28 protein-coding genes are annotated in these 21,059 nt (G+C 73.7%); 14 read left to right on the top strand and 14 right to left on the bottom strand.

Translation table 11 applies throughout. The annotated features are described in order from the left end of the window. Positions 1-5: 5 nt before the first annotated feature. From G6553_RS17265 to G6553_RS17255, 3 genes are all read right to left on the bottom strand, one after another. Positions 6-410, bottom strand: coding sequence for a hypothetical protein (locus tag G6553_RS17265; protein ID WP_166195771.1), 405 nt, complete (start codon positions 408-410; stop codon positions 6-8). Positions 411-553: 143 nt separating this feature from the next. Continuing rightward, complete coding sequence (locus G6553_RS17260) at positions 554-973, bottom strand: PPOX class F420-dependent oxidoreductase (RefSeq protein ID WP_347565783.1); 420 nt, start codon at positions 971-973, stop codon at positions 554-556. Then, positions 970-1,827, bottom strand: a complete 858-nt coding sequence (locus G6553_RS17255; protein ID WP_207619929.1) for a tryptophan-rich sensory protein — start codon at positions 1,825-1,827, stop codon at positions 970-972. Before G6553_RS17255 ends, G6553_RS17260 begins: the two co-directional genes overlap by 4 nt. 43 nt (positions 1,828-1,870) lie before the next feature. Between G6553_RS17255 and rsmI the strand changes: the two genes are divergently transcribed. The 7 genes from rsmI (at position 1,871) to G6553_RS17220 (ending at position 9,530) form a co-directional block, all read left to right on the top strand. Further along, positions 1,871-2,728: a 16S rRNA (cytidine(1402)-2'-O)-methyltransferase gene (rsmI, locus tag G6553_RS17250; protein ID WP_166195769.1), complete on the top strand. Its 858-nt coding sequence runs from the start codon at positions 1,871-1,873 to the stop codon at positions 2,726-2,728. After that, positions 2,725-3,567: an alpha/beta fold hydrolase gene (locus G6553_RS17245; RefSeq protein WP_166195767.1), complete on the top strand. Its 843-nt coding sequence runs from the start codon at positions 2,725-2,727 to the stop codon at positions 3,565-3,567. Before rsmI ends, G6553_RS17245 begins: the two co-directional genes overlap by 4 nt. Continuing rightward, positions 3,564-4,403 carry a TatD family hydrolase gene (locus tag G6553_RS17240; protein ID WP_166195765.1) on the top strand — a complete coding sequence of 280 codons (840 nt, stop codon included), beginning with the start codon at positions 3,564-3,566 and terminating at the stop codon, positions 4,401-4,403. The genes G6553_RS17245 and G6553_RS17240 overlap by 4 nt, the downstream gene beginning before the upstream one ends. Positions 4,404-4,740: 337 nt before the next feature. Then, positions 4,741-5,895 (top strand): transglycosylase family protein, encoded by a 1,155-nt coding sequence (locus G6553_RS21870; protein WP_347565782.1) that lies wholly within the window; start codon positions 4,741-4,743, stop codon positions 5,893-5,895. 10 nt (positions 5,896-5,905) lie between these two features. Then, positions 5,906-6,784, top strand: a complete 879-nt coding sequence (gene rsmA / locus G6553_RS17230; RefSeq protein ID WP_166195763.1) for a 16S rRNA (adenine(1518)-N(6)/adenine(1519)-N(6))-dimethyltransferase RsmA — start codon at positions 5,906-5,908, stop codon at positions 6,782-6,784. Then, complete coding sequence (locus tag G6553_RS17225; protein ID WP_207619928.1) at positions 6,781-7,707, top strand: 4-(cytidine 5'-diphospho)-2-C-methyl-D-erythritol kinase; 927 nt, start codon at positions 6,781-6,783, stop codon at positions 7,705-7,707. Before rsmA ends, G6553_RS17225 begins: the two co-directional genes overlap by 4 nt. Positions 7,708-7,712: 5 nt before the next feature. Then, positions 7,713-9,530 carry an ABC-F family ATP-binding cassette domain-containing protein gene (locus G6553_RS17220; protein WP_166195761.1) on the top strand — a complete coding sequence of 606 codons (1,818 nt, stop codon included), beginning with the start codon at positions 7,713-7,715 and terminating at the stop codon, positions 9,528-9,530. Position 9,531: 1 nt separating this feature from the next. On the opposite strand, the gene G6553_RS17215 is transcribed toward G6553_RS17220, so the two are convergent. Beyond that, the gene (locus G6553_RS17215) at positions 9,532-10,017 is read right to left on the bottom strand and encodes a MarR family transcriptional regulator (protein ID WP_166195759.1); all 486 of its coding nucleotides are present in this window, start codon (positions 10,015-10,017) and stop codon (positions 9,532-9,534) included. Between the two features lie 67 nt (positions 10,018-10,084). Here G6553_RS17215 and G6553_RS17210 point away from each other — a divergent pair, with 67 nt between their 5' ends. From G6553_RS17210 to G6553_RS17195, 4 genes are all read left to right on the top strand, one after another. Beyond that, positions 10,085-10,876 carry a trans-aconitate 2-methyltransferase gene (locus G6553_RS17210; RefSeq protein ID WP_347565781.1) on the top strand — a complete coding sequence of 264 codons (792 nt, stop codon included), beginning with the start codon at positions 10,085-10,087 and terminating at the stop codon, positions 10,874-10,876. After that, positions 10,876-11,259 (top strand): glyoxalase, encoded by a 384-nt coding sequence (locus G6553_RS17205; protein ID WP_166195755.1) that lies wholly within the window; start codon positions 10,876-10,878, stop codon positions 11,257-11,259. The genes G6553_RS17210 and G6553_RS17205 overlap by 1 nt, the downstream gene beginning before the upstream one ends. Before the next feature lie 207 nt (positions 11,260-11,466). Further along, the gene (locus G6553_RS17200; RefSeq protein ID WP_166195776.1) at positions 11,467-11,709 is read left to right on the top strand and encodes a metal-sensitive transcriptional regulator; all 243 of its coding nucleotides are present in this window, start codon (positions 11,467-11,469) and stop codon (positions 11,707-11,709) included. A gap of 148 nt (positions 11,710-11,857) precedes the next feature. Continuing rightward, positions 11,858-12,346 carry a hotdog fold domain-containing protein gene (locus G6553_RS17195; RefSeq protein ID WP_166195753.1) on the top strand — a complete coding sequence of 163 codons (489 nt, stop codon included), beginning with the start codon at positions 11,858-11,860 and terminating at the stop codon, positions 12,344-12,346. 6 nt (positions 12,347-12,352) lie between these two features. Here the strand turns inward: G6553_RS17195 and G6553_RS17190 are convergent, their stop codons facing one another. From G6553_RS17190 to G6553_RS17175, 4 genes are all read right to left on the bottom strand, one after another. After that, positions 12,353-13,249 carry an amino acid ABC transporter permease gene (locus tag G6553_RS17190; RefSeq protein ID WP_166195751.1) on the bottom strand — a complete coding sequence of 299 codons (897 nt, stop codon included), beginning with the start codon at positions 13,247-13,249 and terminating at the stop codon, positions 12,353-12,355. Further along, positions 13,246-13,896 carry an amino acid ABC transporter permease gene (locus tag G6553_RS17185; protein ID WP_166195749.1) on the bottom strand — a complete coding sequence of 217 codons (651 nt, stop codon included), beginning with the start codon at positions 13,894-13,896 and terminating at the stop codon, positions 13,246-13,248. Before G6553_RS17185 ends, G6553_RS17190 begins: the two co-directional genes overlap by 4 nt. Positions 13,897-14,000: 104 nt before the next feature. Next, positions 14,001-14,888 (bottom strand): glutamate ABC transporter substrate-binding protein, encoded by an 888-nt coding sequence (locus tag G6553_RS17180; protein WP_166195747.1) that lies wholly within the window; start codon positions 14,886-14,888, stop codon positions 14,001-14,003. 11 nt (positions 14,889-14,899) lie between these two features. After that, complete coding sequence (locus G6553_RS17175; RefSeq protein WP_207619931.1) at positions 14,900-15,628, bottom strand: amino acid ABC transporter ATP-binding protein; 729 nt, start codon at positions 15,626-15,628, stop codon at positions 14,900-14,902. A 170-nt stretch (positions 15,629-15,798) separates the two neighbouring features. On the opposite strand from G6553_RS17175, the gene miaB reads away from it, so the two are divergent. After that, a complete protein-coding gene (gene miaB / locus G6553_RS17170; RefSeq protein ID WP_166195743.1) occupies positions 15,799-17,277 on the top strand; it encodes a tRNA (N6-isopentenyl adenosine(37)-C2)-methylthiotransferase MiaB in 1,479 nt (492 codons plus the stop codon). Positions 17,278-17,296: 19 nt separating this feature from the next. Here miaB and G6553_RS17165 read toward each other — a convergent pair whose 3' ends face one another. The 6 genes from G6553_RS17165 to G6553_RS17140 form a co-directional block, all read right to left on the bottom strand. After that, entirely contained in the window at positions 17,297-17,638 is a 342-nt protein-coding gene (locus G6553_RS17165) for a hypothetical protein (RefSeq protein ID WP_166195741.1), read from the bottom strand. Then, positions 17,635-17,943, bottom strand: a complete 309-nt coding sequence (locus G6553_RS17160; RefSeq protein ID WP_166195729.1) for a hypothetical protein — start codon at positions 17,941-17,943, stop codon at positions 17,635-17,637. The genes G6553_RS17165 and G6553_RS17160 overlap by 4 nt, the downstream gene beginning before the upstream one ends. Further along, complete coding sequence (locus G6553_RS17155; protein WP_347565780.1) at positions 17,943-18,470, bottom strand: NUDIX domain-containing protein; 528 nt, start codon at positions 18,468-18,470, stop codon at positions 17,943-17,945. The genes G6553_RS17160 and G6553_RS17155 overlap by 1 nt, the downstream gene beginning before the upstream one ends. Next, entirely contained in the window at positions 18,454-18,630 is a 177-nt protein-coding gene (locus tag G6553_RS17150; RefSeq protein ID WP_166195727.1) for a hypothetical protein, read from the bottom strand. The genes G6553_RS17155 and G6553_RS17150 overlap by 17 nt, the downstream gene beginning before the upstream one ends. Continuing rightward, a complete protein-coding gene (locus tag G6553_RS17145) occupies positions 18,627-18,785 on the bottom strand; it encodes a hypothetical protein (protein ID WP_166195725.1) in 159 nt (52 codons plus the stop codon). Before G6553_RS17145 ends, G6553_RS17150 begins: the two co-directional genes overlap by 4 nt. 93 nt (positions 18,786-18,878) lie before the next feature. Then, positions 18,879-19,046 carry a hypothetical protein gene (locus G6553_RS17140; protein WP_166195723.1) on the bottom strand — a complete coding sequence of 56 codons (168 nt, stop codon included), beginning with the start codon at positions 19,044-19,046 and terminating at the stop codon, positions 18,879-18,881. A 47-nt stretch (positions 19,047-19,093) separates the two neighbouring features. Here G6553_RS17140 and miaA point away from each other — a divergent pair, with 47 nt between their 5' ends. Both miaA and G6553_RS17130 read left to right on the top strand, forming a co-directional pair. Then, positions 19,094-20,053 carry a tRNA (adenosine(37)-N6)-dimethylallyltransferase MiaA gene (miaA, locus tag G6553_RS17135; RefSeq protein WP_166195722.1) on the top strand — a complete coding sequence of 320 codons (960 nt, stop codon included), beginning with the start codon at positions 19,094-19,096 and terminating at the stop codon, positions 20,051-20,053. Continuing rightward, positions 20,050-21,045, top strand: coding sequence for a serine hydrolase domain-containing protein (locus G6553_RS17130; protein WP_166195720.1), 996 nt, complete (start codon positions 20,050-20,052; stop codon positions 21,043-21,045). The genes miaA and G6553_RS17130 overlap by 4 nt, the downstream gene beginning before the upstream one ends. Positions 21,046-21,059: the final 14 nt, after the last annotated feature.

Raw genomic sequence — 21,059 nt, 5'->3', positions numbered from 1 at the left:
GGCGTCTAGCCCTGCCACCATGCGGGCGTGACCCGCCGCCCGCCCCAGCACCCGGTCCAGCACCCGCGCCTGGTGCGCGCCCTCCTCTGGTCGCTGGTCGTGGCCGTCTCGCTGGTGGTGCTCGGCGCCCCGGTGTGGTTCTTCATGCACGGGACCGCGTCGGCGTGGACCGACGAGCGCGTCGTGACGGTCCGGGTGCCGGCCGACGCCGAGTGCCGCACCGGCCCGCCGCCCGGCCGGCCGCAGACCTGCGACGGGACCTGGACCGACCCCGACCTCAGCAGCGCCACCGACTCCTCCACCTTGACGGTGGAGATGGAGGGCGAGGTGAGCGACCGGTACGGCGGTCCGGCGCCCGAGCCCGGTGGTGCCGTCGAGGCGCGGGTGGTGGACGAGGGGCTGGCGTTCACCGGCTACCAGGGCGTGCTGCTGCGCTGGGCGCTCGTGTCGCCGTACGTCTCCGTCGCCGGGCTGCTGCTCGGGGCGCTGGCGGTGGCGGGACTGGTCCGGTTCGACCCGCGCTGGTCGAGCACGCGCACCGACCTGCCGCCGGTCAGAACAGCCCGCGCGACCCCAGGAACCGGTCGACGGAGATCCGCAGCGCCACGCGCTGGGGGTTCTCGCGCGGCTGGCGGTAGCGGGCGGCATAGCGCTCGACGGCGCGCGCCACGTCGTCGGCGCGGTCGGTGACCTCGGAGGTGCCCTCCAGCGTCGACCACCGGGCGCCGTCGACCTGGCAGACGGCGACCGGGCCGGGCGCGGCGAGCAGGTTGCGCGCCTTGCGCGAGTCCGGCCCGGTGATGACCCAGGCGCAGTCCTGCTCGAGGTCGAGCGCGCAGCCCACCGGCACGACGTGTGGGCGGCCGTCGGGGCGCAGCGTCGTCAACGAGCACAGGTGGCGCTCAGCCCACATCGCGGCGAGCGCCTCGGGCATCGCTGCCAGGCCGGACGCGACCGGCGACCAGCTGGTCACCGGGCTGCCGCCGCGGACGCGTCCCGGGTGCTGGCCGCGGAGCCGGAAGCAGCGGGGGAGCGACGGTGCAGCGCGACAACGGCGAGGACGACGACCACGGCGGCGACGGTAGCCACGACGGCCACCGGGGTGGAGTCGGGCTCCTCCGCGACGCGGCCGTAGGCGAGCCAGCCCAGGCCCCACGTGATCGCGGCCGCCACGGCCCACCGGCCGCCGAACGCCCAGGACATGCCCACGCCGGCGGCCGCCACCAGCACGACGACCAGCGCCGACGGCAGCGTGGACAGCGCGATGTCGTCGGAGGCGAGCGCAGCTGCGGTGTTCGCGCAGGTCGCGACGGCGACCCAGCCGAGATACAGCCCGAACGTCCCGTCGACGGCCACGAGCTCGACCTTCGAGGTGGCCGGGTCGCGGTGGAGCCGGCGGACCAGCTCGACGAGCACGGCCAGCAGCGCGACGATCACCACGACGCTGCCCCAGACCCAGTCCTGCTGGGTGACGAGCAACCAGCCGGCGTTCAGCACCATCGACGCGGCCGCCAGCCACCCGGTCGCGCGCATCCGCGACGACGCTGCCTGCGAGGGCAGCCACTGCCAGATCGCGTACGCCGCCAGGCCGGCGTAGATCACCGACCAGATCGAGAACGCGGGGCCGGCCGGGGCCAGCAGCGTGGCGTCGTCGGAGAGCGCGCCGCCCGCGGTGTCGGCGACCGGCGTGCCGACCACACCCGTGCCGACGAGGGTGCCGGTCACGCAGGCGACCGCCGCGACGGTCACGGTCACGCGGCGAGCCAGGTCGGTGCGGGTGGCCGCCGTGCGGGTGGGCGCGGAGGTCGAGGTGTCGGAGGGGGGCACGCCTGGCCGGTACCCGTCCGCACCGCCCTGCCATGATCGGCGCATGACCGGCCCCTCGACCGGCGTGCTCGTCCTCGCCGCCACCCCGATCGGACGCGTGGCCGACGCGCCGCCGCGGCTCGCCGACGAGCTGGCCACCGCCGACGTGGTGGCCGCGGAGGACACCCGCCGGCTCAAGCGGCTGACCACCGACCTCGGCGTCAGCGTCGGCGGCCGCGTCGTGTCGTACTTCGAGGGCAACGAGACCGCCCGGACCCCGCAGCTGCTCGACGCGCTGCTCGCCGGCGAGCGGGTGCTTCTGGTGACCGACGCGGGGATGCCGAGCGTCTCCGACCCCGGCTACCGCCTGGTCGCCGCCGCGGTCGAGCACGACGTCCACGTCACCGCCGTGCCGGGGCCGTCGGCGGTGCTGACCGCGCTCGCTGTGTCGGGGCTGCCGGTGGACCGGTTCTGCTTCGAGGGCTTCCTGCCGCGCAAGGCCGGCGAGCGGGCGCGGCGCTTGGCGGGTCTCGCGGCCGAGGAGCGGACGATGGTGTTCTTCGAGGCGCCGCACCGCACGGAGGCGGCGCTGGTCGCGATGGCCGAGGCGTTCGGCGACGACCGGCCGGCCGCGGTGTGCCGCGAGCTGACCAAGACCCACGAGGAGGTGCGCCGCGGCCCGCTCGCCGACCTCGTCGTGTGGGCGGCCGACGGCGTGCGCGGCGAGGTGACCGTCGTGGTCGCCGGTGCCGTGCCCGTGGCGCTCGTCGGCGACGACCCGGCGAGCCTGCGGGCGGCGGTCGCGGAGCGGGAGGCGGCGGGCACGAGCCGCAAGGAGGCGATCGTGGAGGTGGCCCGGCTGGCCGGGGTGCCGAAGCGTGAGGTGTACGACCTGGTCCACCGGGGAGAGGGGAAGGCATGAGCACGCGCCTGGAGCGGTTCCACCACGACGGTCTGGTCTTCGACGTCCACGACAGCGGCCCGGAGGACGGCGACCCGGTCGTCCTGCTGCACGGCTTCCCCGAGCGGGCCACGTCGTGGCGGCACGTCGAGCCGCTGCTGCACGCGGCCGGCCTGCGCACCTACGCCCTCGACCAGCGCGGCTACTCGCCGGGCGCGCGGCCCGAGGGCCGTACGCACTACCGGACCGAGCTGCTCGCCGGGGACGTCGCCGCGCTGATCCGGACGATCGGACGGCCCGTCCACCTCGTCGGGCACGACTGGGGCGCGATCGTCGCCTGGACCGTCGCCGGCGTCCACGCCGACCTGGTCCGCACGCTGACCGCCGTCTCCGTCCCGCACCCGGCCGCCTTCAAGCGCGCGATGACGTCGTCGCCCCAGGCGCTGCGCTCCTGGTACATCGGCCTCTTCCAGCTGCCCCGCCTCCCCGAGCTGCTCCTCGCAGCCTCCGGCGGGCGCTTCCTCGAGCGGGCGATGATCGCCACCGGCATGTCCCGCGAGGACGTCGAGCGCGTCCAGCGCGAGGTCGTCGACGACGGGGCGCTGCCGCACGCGCTCGGCTACTACCGCGCGCTGCCGCTGTCGGACCGGTCGGTCGTCGGCCGGACCGTCCGGGTGCCGACCACGCTGGTGTGGAGCACCGGCGACACGGCGCTGGACCGACGCGGCGCCGAGCTGACCGGCGACCACGTGGACGCGCCGTACGAGCTGGTCGTCCTCGACGGCGTCTCCCACTGGATCCCCACCCACGCGCCCGAGGCGCTCGCCGAGGCGATCCTCGAGCGGGTGGCCGGCACGTGAGCCGTCCACCCGTCCCCGACCCGCTGCCGGCGCCCGTCGTCGACAACCACTGCCACCTCGACATCACCCGGGATCCTGCCGCCGGCCCCGTCGACCCCACCGCTGCGATCGCCGAGGCTGCCGCGGTCGGCGTGCCGCGGATCGTCCAGATCGGCTGCGACCTGCGCGGCGCCCGGTGGGCGGTCCAGGCGGCGGCGACGTACGACGCGCTCGTCGCCGGCGTCGCGCTGCACCCCAACGAGGCGCCGCGGCTGGCCGAGCAGGGCACCGACCTGGACACCGCGATGGCCGAGATCGAGGCGCTCGCCGGCGCGCACGACAAGGTCCGCGCGGTGGGGGAGACCGGTCTCGACCACTTCCGCACCGGCGAGGAGGGTCGCGCGGTGCAGGTCGAGTCGTTCCGTCGGCACATCGACCTGGCCAAGCGGCTGGACAAGACGCTCGTCATCCACGACCGCGACGCCCACGACGACGTGCTGCGCGTGCTCGACGAGGAGGGCGCGCCCGAGCGCTGGGTGATGCACTGCTTCTCCGGTGACGCGGGCTTCGCGAAGGCCTGCCTCGACCGCGGGGCCCACCTCTCCTTCGCCGGCACCGTGACGTTCAAGAACGCCCAGCCGCTGCGCGACGCGCTGCTCGTCGCGCCCCGGGACCGGCTGCTGGTCGAGACCGACGCGCCGTACCTCACCCCTCACCCGCACCGCGGCCAGGTGAACGCCTCCTACCTCGTCCCGCTCACGGTCCGGGCGATGGCCGAGGTCCGCGGCGACGACCTGGAGACGCTCTGCCTCGCCCTCGACGCCACCACCGAGGAGGCGTTCGGCGGCCCGTGGTGACCGCCGAAGTGGCACCCCCGCAGGGCCGAAGGGGCACTCGCGCAGGGTCGAGATGGCACTCCCGCAGGCTCCTGAGAGCCCTCCTCAACCCGCTGAGAGGCTGCCCACACCGTGTCCGAAACGGTGGACGAGGGTTTGCGCTGATCCGCCATGCCTGTTCTGCTGGATGACTGATGGCCGGGATCGGGAACGATCACGCCAGTGCGCGAGGAGCGGACGACCACGGGTGGGGAAGCCCTCGGTACGCCGCCCTCGAGCCCGCCGAGGGGCCGCTCCGAGCGGCCCGGAGGGTGCGCCCTGGTGCCCGAGACCCGGGGAGTACGACGTTCGGAGAATCGTGCGCAGCACGCTCGCTCAATGGCTGACCAAGGCCGGCCGCAGCCGCCCCGTGATGGTGGCGCTTGCCGCAGTGGTGGCGCTGGCCGTGGCCGGCAGCACCCTGGGCTACTCGGCCCTCAGCAAGTCCGTGACCCTCAGCCTCGACGGGGAGTCCTCGGACGTCAGCTCGATGGCCTCGACCGTCGCCGACGTCCTGGAGGACCAGGGTGTCGAGGTCTCGGGCCGCGACCAGGTCGCGCCGGGCCTCGAGGAGGAGGTGAGCGACGGGATGGAGATCTCGGTCCGCTTCGCCCGCCCGGTCGAGCTGACCGTCGACGGGGACACCTCCACGCACTGGGTGACCGCCACCGAGGTGGCCGGCGCGCTCGGCCAGATCGGTGACGACTACCGCGGCGCGGACCTCTCGGTCAGCCGTGGGGGCTCGATCGACCGCGAGGGCATGGCCCTCGAGGTCGTCACGCCGAAGACCCTGCGGGTCAAGCTGGCCGACAAGCCCTTCAAGAAGCGCACCGTCACCGCGCTCACCGTGTCCGACGCGCTCGACGAGCTCGGCGTGGACGTCGACGAGCGCGACGAGACCGAGCCCGGCCTCGACGCCGAGATCGCCGACGGCGACGAGATCGTCTTCACCGACGTGCGCGTCGTGACCAAGAAGGTCCGCGGCGAGGCGATCGGCTTCGCCACGACCGAGCGCGAGGACGACTCGATGCTCGAGGGCGAGACCAGCACCGAGCGGGCCGGTCGCGAGGGCGCACGCAACGTGACGTACCGCCTGACCTACCGCAACGGCGAGCTCGTCCGCCGCGTCGTCAAGAACTCCGAGGTCACCCGCCGCCCGGTCGACGCGATCGTCCGCGTCGGCACCAAGGAGGCCGCTCCCGAGCCCGCGGCGCCGAACTACGCCGGCGGCGGCACCGTCTGGGACGCGCTGGCCAAGTGCGAGTCCGGCGGCAACTGGGCGATCAACACCGGCAACGGCTACTACGGCGGCCTGCAGTTCTCGCTGTCGACCTGGCGGGCGTACGGCGGTCCCGGCTACCCCCACCAGCAGTCGCGGGAGACCCAGATCGCGATCGCCGAGAAGCTCCGTGCGGCGACGGGCGGGTACGGCTCCTGGCCCCACTGCTCACAGTCGCTCGGGCTGCCTCAGTAACCTGAGGCCCATGTCTGACACCTCCGCCGGTCCGAGGCTCCTCGGGCCGGCGGAGGTGCGTTCGCTCGCGGCAGCGCTCGACCTCCGTCCGACCAAGCAGCGCGGGCAGAACTTCGTCATCGACGCCAACACCGTGCGTCGCATCGTCCGGGAGTCCGGCGTCTCCGCCGACGACGTCGTCGTCGAGGTCGGCCCGGGTCTCGGGTCGCTCACGCTCGCCCTGCTCGAGGTGGCCGGCCGGGTCGTGGCGATCGAGCTCGACGAGCGGCTGGCCGCCGCGCTCCCGGCCACGATCGCCGAGCACGCACCGGCGCAGGCCGACCGGTTCGAGGTGGTCCTCGGCGACGCGATGCGCGTGACCGAGGTCCCGGGCCCCCCGCCGACCGCGCTCGTGGCGAACCTGCCGTACAACGTCTCCGTGCCCGTCCTCCTCCACCTCCTCCAGCTGCTGCCCTCGCTCGAGCGCGGGCTGGTGATGGTGCAGGCCGAGGTCGCCGACCGGCTGGCCGCGACCCCCGGCTCCAAGGTGTACGGCGTGCCGTCGGTCAAGGCCGCTTGGTACGCCGACGTCCGCCGCGCGGGCTCGATCGGCCGCAACGTCTTCTGGCCCGCGCCGAACGTCGACTCGGGGCTGGTCGCCTGGGACCGCCGCGAGCCGCCGGCCACGACCGCGACCCGCGAGCAGGTCTTCGCGGTCGTCGACGCCGCCTTCGCCCAGCGCCGGAAGGCGCTCCGCGGGGTGCTGCGCGGGCTGGCCGGCTCGGCCGAGACGGTCGACGCCGCGCTCACCCACGCCGGGGTCGACCCGCTGGCGCGCGGCGAGTCGCTGCGGGTCGAGGACTTCGCCCGGATCGCCGAGGGCCTGGCCGCCGCGGGAGCGCCCGCATGAGCCCGCTGACGCCCGTGGCCGGCGCGGTGACCGTGCGCGCGCCCGCGAAGATCAACCTCCACCTCGGGGTCGGCGCACCGCGTGCCGACGGCCTCCACCCGCTGACGACCGTCTACCACGCGGTCGGCCTGTGCGACGACGTCACCGCGACGCCGGCCGACGCCTGGGGGGTCTCGATGGCGGTGCCCGACTGGATCGACGCCGACGTCCTGCCCGCCGACGGCGACAACCTCGTCGACCGCGCGGCGACGCTCCTGGCCGGGCACCACGGCGTACCGGTCACCGGCCTGGTCTCGGTCGCGAAGGCGATCCCGGTCGCCGGCGGCATGGCCGGCGGGTCGGCGGACGCCGCGGCCGCGCTGGTCGCGCTCGACCGGGTCTGGGACCTCGGCACCACCGACGAGGACCTGCTGGCGATCGCGGCGCAGCTGGGCAGCGACGTGCCGTTCGCTCTGGTCGGCGGCACCGCCGTCGGCACCGGCCACGGCGAGGTCGTCGAACCGGTGGCCGACCACGGCACCTGGTGGTGGGTGGTCGTCCCGTCCACCGAGGGGCTCTCCACGCCGGCCGTCTACCGCCACTTCGACGAGATGTTCCCCGACGCCGCGCCCGAGCCGTGCGGGGCCGAGTCGCTGCTCGCGGCGCTCGCCACGCGCGACCCGCACCGGCTCGCCGACGTCCTCCACAACGACCTCCAGCTGCCCGCGATCGACCTGCGTCCCGACCTCGGCGAGCTCATCGACCGCGGGCAGGGCGTCGGGGCGCTGCGCGGTCTCGTGTCGGGGTCCGGCCCGACGTGCGTGTTCCTCTGCGAGTCGGCCGACCACGCCCGGTCGGTGGCCGCCGCCCTCGAGCAGGACCACCCGCTGGTCCTGGTCGCCAACGGACCGGTGGCCGGCGCCCACCTGGTGGAGTACGCGTAGCCCTCATGAGCAACCTCCTCAACCTCGAGCGCGTCTCGAAGTCCTACGGCGTGCGCCCGCTGCTCGCCGACGTCTCGCTCGGCATCGGTGCGGGCGACCGGATCGGCATCGTCGGTCGCAACGGCGACGGCAAGACCACCCTGCTCGAGGTGATGACCGGCATCGAGGAGCCCGACGAGGGCCGCGTCTCGCGGCAGCGCGGGCTGCTGGTCGGCTACCTCCACCAGGGCGACGAGCTCGACGACACCCACACCGTCCGCGAGGCCGTCCTCGGCGGTCGTTCCGACCACGAGTGGGCGGCCGACAGCCGCACCCGCGAGATCGTCGAGGTGCTGCTCGCCGGCGTCACGCTCGACCGGGCGGTCGTCGGGCTGTCCGGTGGCGAGCGGCGCCGCTGCTCGCTGGCGGCGCTGCTGCTGGGCGACCACGACCTCGTCGTCCTCGACGAGCCCACCAACCACCTCGACGTCGAGGCGGTCGCCTGGCTGGCCCAGCACCTCGCCGCCCGGCCCTCCGCGCTCGTCGTCGTCACCCACGACCGGTGGTTCCTCGACGCGGTCTGCCAGTGGACGTGGGAGGTCCACGACGGGCAGGTCGACGCCTACGAGGGCGGGTACGCCGCGTTCGTGCTCGCCAAGGCCGAGCGGCAGCGCCAGCTGGCGGCCTCCGAGATCCGCCGGCAGAACCTCGTCCGCAAGGAGCTGGCCTGGCTGCGGCGCGGTCCGCCGGCCCGCACCTCGAAGCCGAAGTTCCGCATCGACGCCGCCAACCAGCTCATCGAGGACGTCCCGCCCCCGCGCGACCGGCTCGAGCTCGAGCGGTTCGCGACCCAGCGGCTCGGCAAGGACGTCATCGACGTCGAGGACGTCGACCTGGTCCGTGGCGACCGCAAGCTCCTGTCCCACGCCACCTGGCGGATCGGCCCGGGCGACCGGATCGGCCTGGTCGGGGTCAACGGCGCGGGCAAGACCTCGGTGCTCTCCCTGCTGTCCGGCGAGCTCCCACCCGCCGCGGGCAAGGTCAAGCACGGCCGCACGATCGCGCTCCAGCACCTCACCCAGCAGCTCGACGACCTCGACCCCGACGGCCGGGTGCTGCCCACGGTCGAGTCGATCCGCCGCGTCACGAAGACCCTCGAGGGCCAGGAGCTGACCGCGACGTCCCTGCTGGAGCGCTTCGGCTTCACCGGCGACCGGCTGACCGCGCGCATCGGTGACCTGTCCGGTGGCGAGCGTCGCCGATTCCAGCTGCTGCGGCTGCTGCTCACCGAGCCGAACGTGCTGCTGCTCGACGAGCCCACCAACGACCTCGACATCGAGACCCTCAACGTGCTCGAGGACTTCCTCGACGGCTGGCCCGGCACGCTCGTCGTCGTCAGCCACGACCGGTACTTCCTCGAGCGGGTCACCGACTCCGTCTGGGCGCTCCTCGGCGACGGCCAGGTCTCGATGCTGCCGCGCGGGGTGGACGAGTACCTCGAGCGGCGCGCGGCCGACCTGCACCTCCAGGGTGTCGAGGTGCCGGCGGGACCCGACCCGGTGGCCGGCTCCTCGTCGGCAGCCTCGTCCTCGTCCTCGTCGTCGGAGCCGGCCAAGGCGAAGGTCGGCGGCGCGGAGGAGCGGGCCGCCCGCAAGGCGGTCAACCGCATCGACAAGCGGCTGGAGCGGATCGCCGAGCGGGAGGCCGAGCTCAACGCGGCGGTCCTCGAGCACGCCCAGGACTACACCGAGCTGGCCCGGCTCAGCGCCGAGCTGCAGGAGCTCGCGGCCGAGAAGGAGCAGCTCGAGATGGAGTGGCTCGAGGCTGCCGAGGTCCTGGAGTAGGTCAGGAGAACGGCACGAGCAGCCGGCGCAGCAGGTCGGCCAGCTCGTGGCGCTCGGTCGGGGGCAGGTCGGCGATGAGCTCCTGCTCGGCGCGCAGCAGCGCGGTGAACGCCCCGTCGACGGCGCTCTTGCCCTCGGTGGTGAGCCGCACGATGACGCCGCGGCGGTCATCGGGGTCCGGGTAGCGCTCGACCAGCCCGCGGGCCGCCAGCCGGTCGACCCGGTTGGTCATCGTCCCGCTCGTCACGAGGGTCTCGCGCAGCAGCCGGCCGGGGGAGAGCTCGTACGGCGCCCCGGCACGCCGCAGCGCCGCGAGCACGTCGAACTCCCACGTCTCGATGCCGTGCTCGGTGAACGCCTGGCGCCGGGCGAGGTCGAGGTGGCGAGCCAGCCGCGAGATCCGGCTGAAGACCGAGACCGCGTCGAAGTCGAGGTCGGGGCGTTCACGCGCCCACGCCTCGACCAGATCGTCGACCTCGTCCCGCATGACGTCGCACTCTAGCGGACCGGTCGAGAATCTTGACATCAAGATAGTCCGGGCGCACCCTGGTGAGGTGACGCGCAGCCAGCACACGTGGGACCCGGACCGGTACCTCGCCTACGCCGACGAGCGCGGCCGGCCGTTCGTCGAGCTCCTCGGTCGGGTGGACGCCGCCGCCCCGCGCACGGTCGTCGACCTCGGCTGCGGCCCGGGCAACCTCACCGCGCTGCTGCGCGAGCGGTGGCCGGACGCGGACGTGCACGGGCTGGACGCCAGCCCCGAGATGGTCGCGGCGGCGCGCGGCCGGGGCGACGGGGTGCGGTACGACCTCGCCGACCTGCGCGACTGGCGACCCGAGACCCCTGTGGACGTGCTCGTCTCCAACGCCACGCTCCAGTGGCTGCCCGACCACCTCGACCTGCTGCCGCAGCTCCTCGGCCACGTCGCCCCGGGCGGCTGGCTGGCTCTCCAGGTCCCGGGGAACTTCGAGGAGCCGAGCCACACCATCCGGCGCGACCTCGCCGCCGAGGAGCCGTACGCCGCGCACACCCGCCACGTCGCGGTGCCCAGCAGCCACGACCCAGCGGTGTACCTCGACGTGCTGGCGGGTCTCGGGTGCTCGGTCGATGCCTGGGAGACGACCTACCTCCACGTGCTCACCGGGCCGGACCCGGTGTTCACCTGGGTGTCGGCCACCGGCGCCCGCCCGACGCTGCAGGCGCTGCCGCCGGACCTGGGGACGAGGTTCGAGGAGGAGTTCCGCGCACGGCTGCGGGCGGCGTACCCCGAGCGGCCGCACGGCGTGGTGCTGCCCTTCCGGCGCATCTTCGTGGTTGCGCGCAAGGTCTCGGAGGTGGGCGAGTGATGCGGCTCCACCACGTGCAGGTCGCCTGTCCGCCCGGCGGCGAGGACGAGGCCCGGCGCTTCTGGCGCGACGGGCTCGGCCTGACCGAGGTGCCCAAGCCGGCCGACCTGGCCGGGCGGGGCGGCTGCTGGTTCCGCGCTCGTCCCGGCGACGCGGGCGGGGCGGAGGTGCACGTCGGCGTCGAGGACCCCTTCGTCCCGGCGCGCAAGGCCCACCCCGCGCTGCTGGTCGCCGACGCGACGGAGCTGGAGCGGCTCGGCGCGTCGCTGGGGGCGGCCGGCTTCACCGTGGACTGGACCGAGCGGCACACGTTCGCGGCGTACCAGCGCTTCCACACCCGCGACGCCCACGGCAACCGGGTCGAGGTGCTCGCGCCGGCGTAACGCGGAGCGAGGTGCCGCGTTGTCACCTCGTCCGGACAGGCCCCCGCCTGCCGGCGGCGGGCTCGGGACCCGCGACAGGCCGCACCAGAAGGGCTTCCCTTGACCGACCTCGACTCCCGACCCCAGGCGCCCACGGAGGCGCCGGTCGACGTCCCGGCGAGCGTGCCGGCCGCCGCGGTACAGGCGGCCGGGGTGCAGGCGGTGGACATGTCCGCCGTCGTCAACCGCATCAAGCGCGCCCAGGGCCAGCTCGGCGGCGTGCTGCGGATGATCGAGGAGGGCCGCGACCTCGAGGCGGTCGTCCACCAGCTCAAGGCCGTCTCCCGCGCCCTCGACCGGGCCGGCTTCGCACTGATCGCCGCCGAGCTGCGCCAGACCGTCGCCGACGGGGCCGACGTCGGCGAGGCCGAGCTGGCCAAGCTGGAGAAGTTCTTCCTCTCGCTCGCCTGAGCGTCCGGGCCGGGCACGCGCCGGCCCGCCGAGCATGTAACGGACTGTTCGCCACTCTGTAGGCACGCTGCAACGTGCCTACAGGTGTGCGAACCATCCGTTACAAGGGCCGCGCGCAAAGGGTTACCGTCGGGTAACGTCAGCCGGCATGAGCCGAGTCCTGCAGATGTGGCGTACGACGACGGGCCTGCCGGTGGTGGGACCGCGACTGGGAGCGAAGGCGTTCTCGCTGCTGTTCAGCCAGCAGGCGCCGTACTTCGCGACGATCCGGCCGCGGTTCACCGAGATCCGGCCGAACCGGGCGGAGCTGGTCATCCCCAAGCGCCGCAAGGTCCACAACCACCTCGGCACCGTGCACGCGATCGCGCTGTGCAACGGGCTCGAGGCGGCGATGGGCGCCCTGGCGGAGGCGACCGTGCCTGCCGACAAGCGGTGGATCCCGAAGGGGATGGACGTCAGCTACACCGCCAAGGCGACCAGCGACATCACCTGCGTCGCCGAGACCGACCCCGAGCAGTGGACCGGCCTGCCCGACGAGGGCGCCGACCTGCACGTCCGCGTCAGCGGCGCCCGCGACGACGGCACGGTCGTCGTCGAGGGCGCCATCCGGCTCTGGGTGACGCCGAAGAAGCGCTGAGCGGCCTCAGGCCCCTCCGGTCGCCTGGCCGCCGAAGGCGCCGCCGCCGCCCATGGGCTGACCGGCGTCCCGGCCGCCGGTGCCGATGCCCAGCGCCGGCGTCTGCGACCTCTCGCCCACGAACCGCCGCTGCGCCCAGGTGGCGAGCATCGAGAGCAGGAAATTGAGGGCGATGTAGGTCGCGGCGAGCACGGTCGCGGTCTGGAACTGGTTGCCGAACTCCTGCCAGATCGAGCGCCCGACCGTGGTGAGGCCCGGCGCGAGCACGTAGTAGCCGAGGCTGGTGTCCTTGAGCGCGACCACGCACTGGCTGATGATCGCGGGCAGCATGATCTTCACCGCCTGCGGGAGCAGGACCGTCACCATCACCTGGGTCTTGCGCATGCCGAGGGCGTACGCCGCCTCCGCCTGGCCGCGGGGCACGGCGAGCACGCCGGCGCGGAAGACCTCGGCGAGGACGGCCCCGTTGTAGAGGGTCAGGCCGATGACGACCGACCAGTACGACCCGATCCCGCCGCCGGTGCCGTAGGCGAAGAAGATGAAGACGATCAGCAGCAGCAGCGGGACGGCGCGGAAGAACTCCACGACCAGCCAGCAGGGCCAGCGCACCAGCCGGTGGTCCGACAGCTTCCCGACGCCGAGCACGACGCCGATCACCACGGCCATGAGCACCGCGGTGGCGGCCATCTGGAGCGTGTTGACCAGCCCGTCGAGGACGAGCGCCTCGAGGTAGTCGGGCGTGACGAACGGCTCCCACAGCTCGTACTCGAGCTCGCCGCGGTCCTGCAGGAAGAGCACGACCCCCACGAGGGCCGCGGCCAGCACCACGCCGGCGACGATCGAGTAGGTCCGGTGCCGCGCGCGGGTGCGCGGGCCGGGACTGTCGAAGAGGACGCTGCTCATCGGGCCACCCGCCAACGCCGCTCGAGGCCCCAGGCGCCGGCGGACAGCGTCTCGACGATGATGATGTAGCCGAGCGCGAAGACGAGGAAGATCACGGTGTCGTCGGCGCTGTTGTTGGTGAAGTAGCGCATCCGGGCCGTGGCCTCCATGAGCCCGAAGACGGCGGCGATCGAGGTGTTCTTGGTCATCGCGATCAGCACGCTCGCCAGCGGCGGCACCGCGGCGCGGAACGCCTGGGGGAGCACGACGTTGCCCATCGTCTGCCCGAAGGTCAACCCGATCGCGCGGGCGGCCTCGGCCTGACCCAGGGGGACCGCGTTGATGCCGGCGCGGATGGCCTCGCACACGAAGGGTGCGGTGTAGAGGCTGACGGCCACCACGCCCTTGAGCAGGAACGGCGTGCCGACGAGCAGTCCGAGGTTCGGGAACGCCACGAACACGAACACGAACACGATCAGCAACGGCGTGTTGCGGACGACGTTCACGTAGGTCGTCGCGGCGAGCCGGAAGGGCGCCACCGGGCCGACGCGCATGGCGGCCAGCACGGTGCCCAGCACCAGCGAGACCACGCCGGACAGCGCGGCCAGCTGGATCGTCAGCCAGAACGCCTGCAGCACGAGGTCGAACTCGGACGTCACGTCGTCCACGCCGTCTCCTCTCGGGAGGACGAGCGGGGCGGCCCGTTGGGGCCGCCCCGCTCGCGGGGTCGGTGCCCGTCCCGGTGGAGCCGGACGGGCGGGGTGTCAGCCGATCAGGCCGGGCACTCGTCCATCGCCGGCGGCTCCGGGGTCTCCACGCCGGACTGGCCCAGGGTGGCCTGGAACGCCTCGTCCCAGGCGCCATCCTCCTGGGCCTCGGTGATGGTGTCCACGATCCACTGGCACATCTCGGGCGCCTCGAGCGAGTAGCCCACGCCGTACCGCTCCTCGGAGAACGGCTCGACGACGACCTTGAGCTGGTCGGCGTTCTCCGCCGCGTAGCCCAGGAGGATCGCGCCGTCGGTCGTCATCGCGTCCACGGTGCCGTTGAGCACCTGGTCGACGCACTCGGAGTAGGTGTCGAAGCCACGCGGACGAGCGCCCTCGGCCTCGATGTTCTCCAGCGAGGTGGAGCCGGTGACCGAGCAGACCTCGGTGCCCTTGACGTCGTCGAGGCTGTCGATGTCGCTGTCGGAGCGGACGAGCAGCTGCTGACCGGTGACGTAGTACGGGCCCGCCTGGCCGACGACCTCACGCCGCTCGTCGGTGATGGAGTACGACGCGATGACCAGGTCGACCTCGCCGCTCTCGAGGAAGGGCTCCCGGTTGTCGGAGATCGTCTCCTTCCACGTGATGTCCTCGGCGGCGATGCCGAGGTCGGCGGCGAGGATCTTGCCGATCTCCGGGTCGAACCCGACCGGGGCGTCGTCGGTGGCGCCCTTGAACCCGATGCCGGGCTGGTCGAACTTCACGCCGATGACGATGTTGCCGTCCTCCGCGAGCTCCTTCATGCGGGTGCCGTCGTCGAACTCGTCGGCGGCGTTCTCCGCCACCTCGACGTCGACGCCCTCGGCGTCGTCGTTGCCCGCGTCACCGCAGGCGGCCAGGCCGCCGGCGAGCAGGACGGCGGCGGCCGCCATCCGGAAACGTGCGTGTCGCATGTCGATCTCCTTCAGTGCTTGAGGATCTTGCCGAGGAAGTCCTTGGCCCGATCGCTCTGCGGGTTGGTGAAGAACTGCTCGGGGGTGGCTTCCTCGACGATGGCGCCGTCGGCCATGAAGACGACCCGGTCGCCGGCGGTGCGGGCGAAGCCCATCTCGTGGGTGACGACGACCATCGTCATGCCCTGCTTGGCCAGGTCGACCATGACCTCGAGGACCTCGGAGATCATCTCGGGGTCGAGCGCGGAGGTCGGCTCGTCGAAGAGCATCACCTTCGGCTCCATCGCCAGCGCGCGGGCGATGGCGACGCGCTGCTGCTGGCCGCCGGAGAGCTGCGCGGGGTACTTCTCGGCCTGGTGTCCGACGCCGACCCGGTCGAGCAGCTCGCGGGCGCGCTTCTCGGCGGCGTCCTTCTTATGGCCGCGCACCTTGATCGGGCCGAGCGTGACGTTCTCGAGGATCGTCTTGTGGGCGAAGAGGTTGAAGGACTGGAAGACCATCCCGACCTCGGCGCGCAGGGCAGCGAGCTCCTTGCCCTCCTCGGGCAGGGGCTTGCCGTCGAGGGTGATGGTGCCCTTGTCGATCGGCTCCAGCCGGTTGATCGCGCGGCACAGCGTCGACTTGCCCGATCCCGAGGGGCCGATGACCACCACGACCTCGCCGCGGCGGATGCGCAGGTCGACGTCCTTGAGCACGTGCAGCTGGCCGAACCACTTGTCCACGTGGTCGAGCACGACCAGGTCGTCAGTCGTCCGGTGCGTCGTCATGGCGCCGGACACTATCCACATCCGGCCCGGACGGGCCACGTCCGAGCCTGGGGTCGCGCCGACCGCGACCGGATCGTGACCAAACAGCGCACGTGCGCACGATTCCGCGGCGCCGCGCGCCGCGCCGTACCCTCGGAGGCGCTATGTCGACACCCCGCACCTACGAGGTCCGCACCTACGGGTGCCAGATGAACGTCCACGACTCCGAGCGGCTCACCGGCCTGCTGGAGGGTGCGGGGTACGCCGCCGTCCCGAACGGCGAGCAGGCCGACGTCGTCGTCTTCAACACCTGCGCGGTGCGGGAGAACGCCGACAACAAGCTCTACGGCAACCTCGGCCACCTGGCGCCGGTCAAGGCCGCGAAGCCCGGCATGCAGATCGCCGTCGGTGGGTGCCTGGCGCAGAAGGACCGCACCACGATCACCGAGCGGGCGCCGTGGGTCGACGTCGTCTTCGGCACCCACAACATCGGCTCGCTGCCGGTGCTGCTGGAGCGGGCGCGGGTGCGGCAGGAGGCGCAGGTCGAGATCCTCGAGAGCCTCGACGTCTTCCCGAGCACGCTGCCGACCAAGCGCGAGTCGGCGTACGCCGCGTGGGTCTCGGTGTCGGTCGGGTGCAACAACACCTGCACCTTCTGCATCGTCCCGGCGCTGCGCGGCAAGGAGAAGGACCGCCGCCCCGGCGACATCCTGGCCGAGGTCCGCGCGCTCGTGGCGGAGGGCGTCACCGAGGTGACGCTGCTGGGTCAGAACGTCAACGCCTACGGCGTGGAGTTCGGCGACCGGCAGGCGTTCTCCAAGCTGCTGCGCGCGTGCGGCGACATCGAGGGCCTCGAGCGGGTGCGGTTCACCAGCCCGCACCCGGCGGAGTTCACCGACGACGTCATCGAGGCGATGGCCGAGACGCCGAACGTCATGCCGAGCCTGCACATGCCGCTGCAGTCCGGCTCGGACCGGGTGCTGCGCGCGATGCGCCGTTCCTACCGGTCCAGCAAGTTCCTCGGGATCATCGACCGGGTCCGCGCCGCGATCCCGCACGCCGCGATCACCACCGACATCATCGTCGGCTTCCCCGGCGAGACCGAGGAGGACTTCCTCGAGACGCTGCGCGTGGTGCGCGAGTCGCGGTTCGCCAGCGCGTTCACCTTCCAGTACTCCAAGCGCCCCGGCACCCCGGCCGCCGTCCTCGACGAGCAGGTCCCGCCCGAGGTGGTCAAGGACCGGTACGGCCGCCTGGTCGACCTGGTCAACGAGATCGCCTGGGAGGAGAACAAGAAGATCGTCGGCCGCACCGTCGAGCTGATGGTCGCCGAGGGCGAGGGGCGCAAGGACGCCGAGACGCTGCGGCTCTCGGGTCGCGCGCCGGACAACCGGCTCGTGCACTTCGCCGCGCCGGACGCCTCGCTGGGCACCCCGCGGCCGGGCGACATGGTCACCGCCGAGGTCACCTACGCCGCCCCGCACCACCTGGTCGCCGACCGCGTGCTGGCGGTGCGGCGCACCCGCTCGGGCGACGCCTGGGAGGCGCGTACGTCGGCGCCGGCCGCGCCGTCGGGCGTCTCGCTCGGCATGCCGGCCGTCGGCGTGCCCGCGCCGCTCCCGGCCGCACCGGCCTGCGGCTGAGCGAACCGCCGCCGGGCGCTCAGAGGTCGGGCTTGGCGTCGAAGGGGTGCTCCTTCGACCGCGGGTCCTTGCTCGGGTAGCCGGCCTTGGGCAGCACCGTGTCGGGGTTGTCCTCGGGCCCGCCGGCGGCCTGCTCGGGAGGCACGTCGTCGCCCGCCTCCGCGAGGGAGTTGTCCCGCACGCCGTCGGTGCTCGTCTGGGCCGGGCCGGCGTGACCGACCCGCTCGGAGCTGACACCCATGCCGCCGGCGGCGCCCTGAGGACCGTTGGCGTTGGGGTTGGACGCGCGCAGCGGCTCGGCGAGGTCCTCGTCGACCGGCACCTCGTCGGGGAAGCCCGGCTTCCCGCCCTCGCCGCTCACTCCGCCTTGCCCTGCTCGGCCGCGCCCTCGTCCTGCTCGCCGGCCTCGTCGGGGGAGGCCTCGGTCGCCTCGGTGGAGGTGTCCTCGGACCCGGACATCTGCTCCTGGAGCGTGTCGGGGGTGCTGTCGTCGATGGCGGGGTTCTCGTCCGGCGTGAGGTCAGGGATGGTCCGCTGCTCGCCGACCGGGACGTCGTCCTCGATCGCGTCGGCCCCGCCGGGGTTCGGCTCGCCGGGGTCGATCTGCGGCTCGGGCATCTCTGCGAGCTCGCCCGTGCCGGTGTCGGTGCGGGTCTCCTCGGACATCAGTCCTCCTCGTCGCGCTGGTCGACCGCGGCGTCGAAGCCGAAGGTCGAGTACGGCGTGCTGGTACCCGACCGGATGCCCGCCAACACGGCCGCCTCGTGCGGGACGACGGGGTCGGGAAGCGCGTCGAGCGGCCACCACCGCAGGTCGGCGGCCAAGTCGTGCTCGACGATGCGCGGCTCGCCGGACCAGGTGCGGGCGGTGAAGAAGAAGTCGATCCGCTCGTCGATCGGCTCCCCGCCGCGGGTGCGCTGCATCGCGGTCACGAACGCCAGGTCGAGCCCGTCGATCGCGAGCTCCTCGCGGGCCTCGCGCCGCGCCGCGTCGTACGCCGTCTCGCCGCGCTCGACGTGGCCCGCGGCCGCAGCCGCCCAGTGGTCGTCCATGTAGCCGGTGCCGCTGCGCAACTGGAGCAGCACCTCGGTGCCGCGCCCGCCGTCGCGAAGCAGGAAGACGTACGCCGCGGGCACGACGACGAACCGGCCGTGCCGCGGGTCGCCGGTGGCGTCCTCACTCAGGGCGGTCACCGTGCCGGTGGTCGGCCTCGGACCCGGCGACCGGTTCCTCGAGGTGGGACTCGTCGACCTCTCCGCGCGGCTCGCGGTCGGCGCCCGTCGGAGCGGCCGGCTCGTCCTCCCGCATCGGGGTCCCGGGTGCCTGGGGCTGCTCGGCTGGCTGGTCCGTCACGGCTGCTCCTCCTCGTCGGGGGTGGTGTCGTTCGGGGTGACGGCCGGCTCCCCGGTCGCTCCCTCGTAGACGGTGCCGGTGTCGGGGGACTCCGGCTCGTCGGGGGCGTACTCGTCGGCCTCGTTCTCGACCTGCTCGGGCCTCTGCTCGCTCATGCGGGCCTCCTTCTCTGGCGTCCCTACTGCCTTGTCCCTGCTGGCGGGGCTCTCCTGGCTGGGCTCTCCTGGCTGGGCTCTCCTGGCTGGGCTCTACTGGCTGGGCTCGGGGAACGACGTCTCGGCGTTCTCCTCGCGGACGGCCTCCTCGGCGGCCGACGGGTCGTGGCCGTCGGGCAGCTCGCTGCCGTGCTCGTCGGGGACCTGCTGGTCGATGTCGAGCGGCTGCTCGTCGCGTCCCTCGGGGATCGGCGCGGTCATGGTGCCCTCCGGTCGGTTCGGCGTCGGTTCCTTGGAACACTAGCCAGATGCCACCGACATCAATCCCTGCCCCAGGACGGGCAGGGCCGCAGGCGGGCGTGCCGGTGGTGGCGGTGGTCGGGGCGACCGCCAGCGGCAAGACCGCGTTGTCGCTGGACCTGGCCGAGCGGCTCGCCGGCGAGGTGGTCAACACCGACGCCATGCAGCTCTACCGCGGCATGGACATCGGCACCGCGAAGCTCCCCGTCGCCGAACGCCGTGGCATCCCGCACCACCTGCTCGACCGGCTGTCGGTCCGCGAGCCGGCCACCGTCGCGGAGTTCCAGGGCTGGGCGCGCGCGACCATCGCCGACCTCCGCGACGCCGGCCGGGTGCCGGTGCTCGTGGGCGGGTCGGCGCTCTACACCCGCGCGGTGCTGGACCGCTTCGAGTTCCCCGGGACCGACGAGGCGGTGCGGGCGCGGTTGGAGGCGGAGCTCGACGAGGTGGGTCCCGCCGCGATGCACGCACGGCTGGCCGAGGTCGACCCCGAGGCCGCCGCGCGGATCCTGGTCGAGAACGGCCGGCGCACCGTCCGCGCGCTCGAGGTCGTCGAGATCACCGGCCGCCCGTTCAGCGCGTCGCTGCCGCAGCCGGAGTACGTCGACCCCGCCACCGTCCAGGTCGGCGTGGACATCGACCGGCCCACCCTGGACGCGAGGATCGAGCAGCGGGTCGACGCGATGTTCGCCGCCGGCCTGGTCGAGGAGGTCGCGCGCCTGCTCGACGAGGGGCTGGCGGAGGGGCGGACGGCCGGCCGCGCGATCGGGTACGTCGAGGTGATGGCCCACCTCGACGGCGAGCTGTCGCTCGAGGAGGCGCGCGAGCGGACCGTGGTGGCCACCCGCCGCTTCGCGCGGCGGCAGGACGCGTGGTTCCGCAAGGACCCGCGGGTGGTGTGGGTCCTCCACGACGACCCGGACCGGGTGGAGCGGGCGCTGGCGGCGGTCGGCAGGGTGGGGGCATGAGCCGCGAGCGTCCGACCCCGACCGTCGAGGAGGTGCTGGGCCGACGCCGCGACGACGGCACCGGCCTCGTCGTCGCCGTCCGCACGCCGGCGGGCACGGCGTACCACTTCCGTGGCGAGCTGCCCGACGCCGTCTCCTCGATCTTCGAGATCGGCTCGGTCACCAAGACGATGACCGCGCTGCTGCTCGCGGACCTGGCGCGCGAGGGAGTGGTCGGCCTCGACGACCCGGTGGCCGACCACCTACCGGTCGCGCCGCCGGTCGAGGGCCGGCCGATCACGCTGCGCGACCTCGCCACCCACCACTCCGGCCTGCCCCGGCTGCCCCGCGGCGCGCTGTGGCCCGGGCTGACCAGCGAGCGGCACGACCCCTACGCGCGCTACGACGAGGCGACGCTGTCCGCCGCGGTGCTCGCGACCCGGCCGCGCGTCGAGCCCGGCCGCCGGTTCGGCTACTCCAACCTCGGCGGCGGCCTGCTCGGCTGGGCGCTCGCCCGCGCGGCCGGCACCGACTACGCCACGCTGCTCGCCGACCGGCTGGCCGGCCCCCTCGGCCTCGTCGACACCGCCGTCGCGCTGCCGACGGGCCACGAGCACCGGCTCGCGCCCGGGCACGGCTGGCGCGGCCGCCCCGCCGGGCGGTGGGACCTCGCGCTGCTCGCCGGCGCCGGCGGCGTCGTCTCGACCGCCGCGGACCTCACGCGCTACGTCGGCGCGTTCGACACGGCGTACGACGGCCCGCTCGCGGCGGCCGCCGCCGACACCCGCGCCCCGCAGCAGCGCGCCGGGCGCGTCGGCCCGGCCTCGGTGGGGCTCGGGTGGTTGCTCGCGCCGGACGGGATGCTGTTCCACGACGGCGGCACCGGCGGCTACCGGTCCTTCGTCGGCTCGCGTCCCGACCTCGGCGTCTCCGTCGTCGTGCTGTCCGCACGGGCCCGCGGGCTGACCGGGTTCGGGATCCTGCTGCTCCGGGCGGCCGTCGACACCGCCTGAGCGCGGCGCAGGAG

It is taken from the genome of Nocardioides sp. IC4_145 (assembly GCF_011250565.1).
Classification (GTDB): Bacteria; Actinomycetota; Actinomycetes; order Propionibacteriales; family Nocardioidaceae; genus Nocardioides.
The sequence above is the reverse complement of the archived record's forward strand: the minus strand, read 5'-3'. Positions and strand labels throughout refer to the sequence as shown.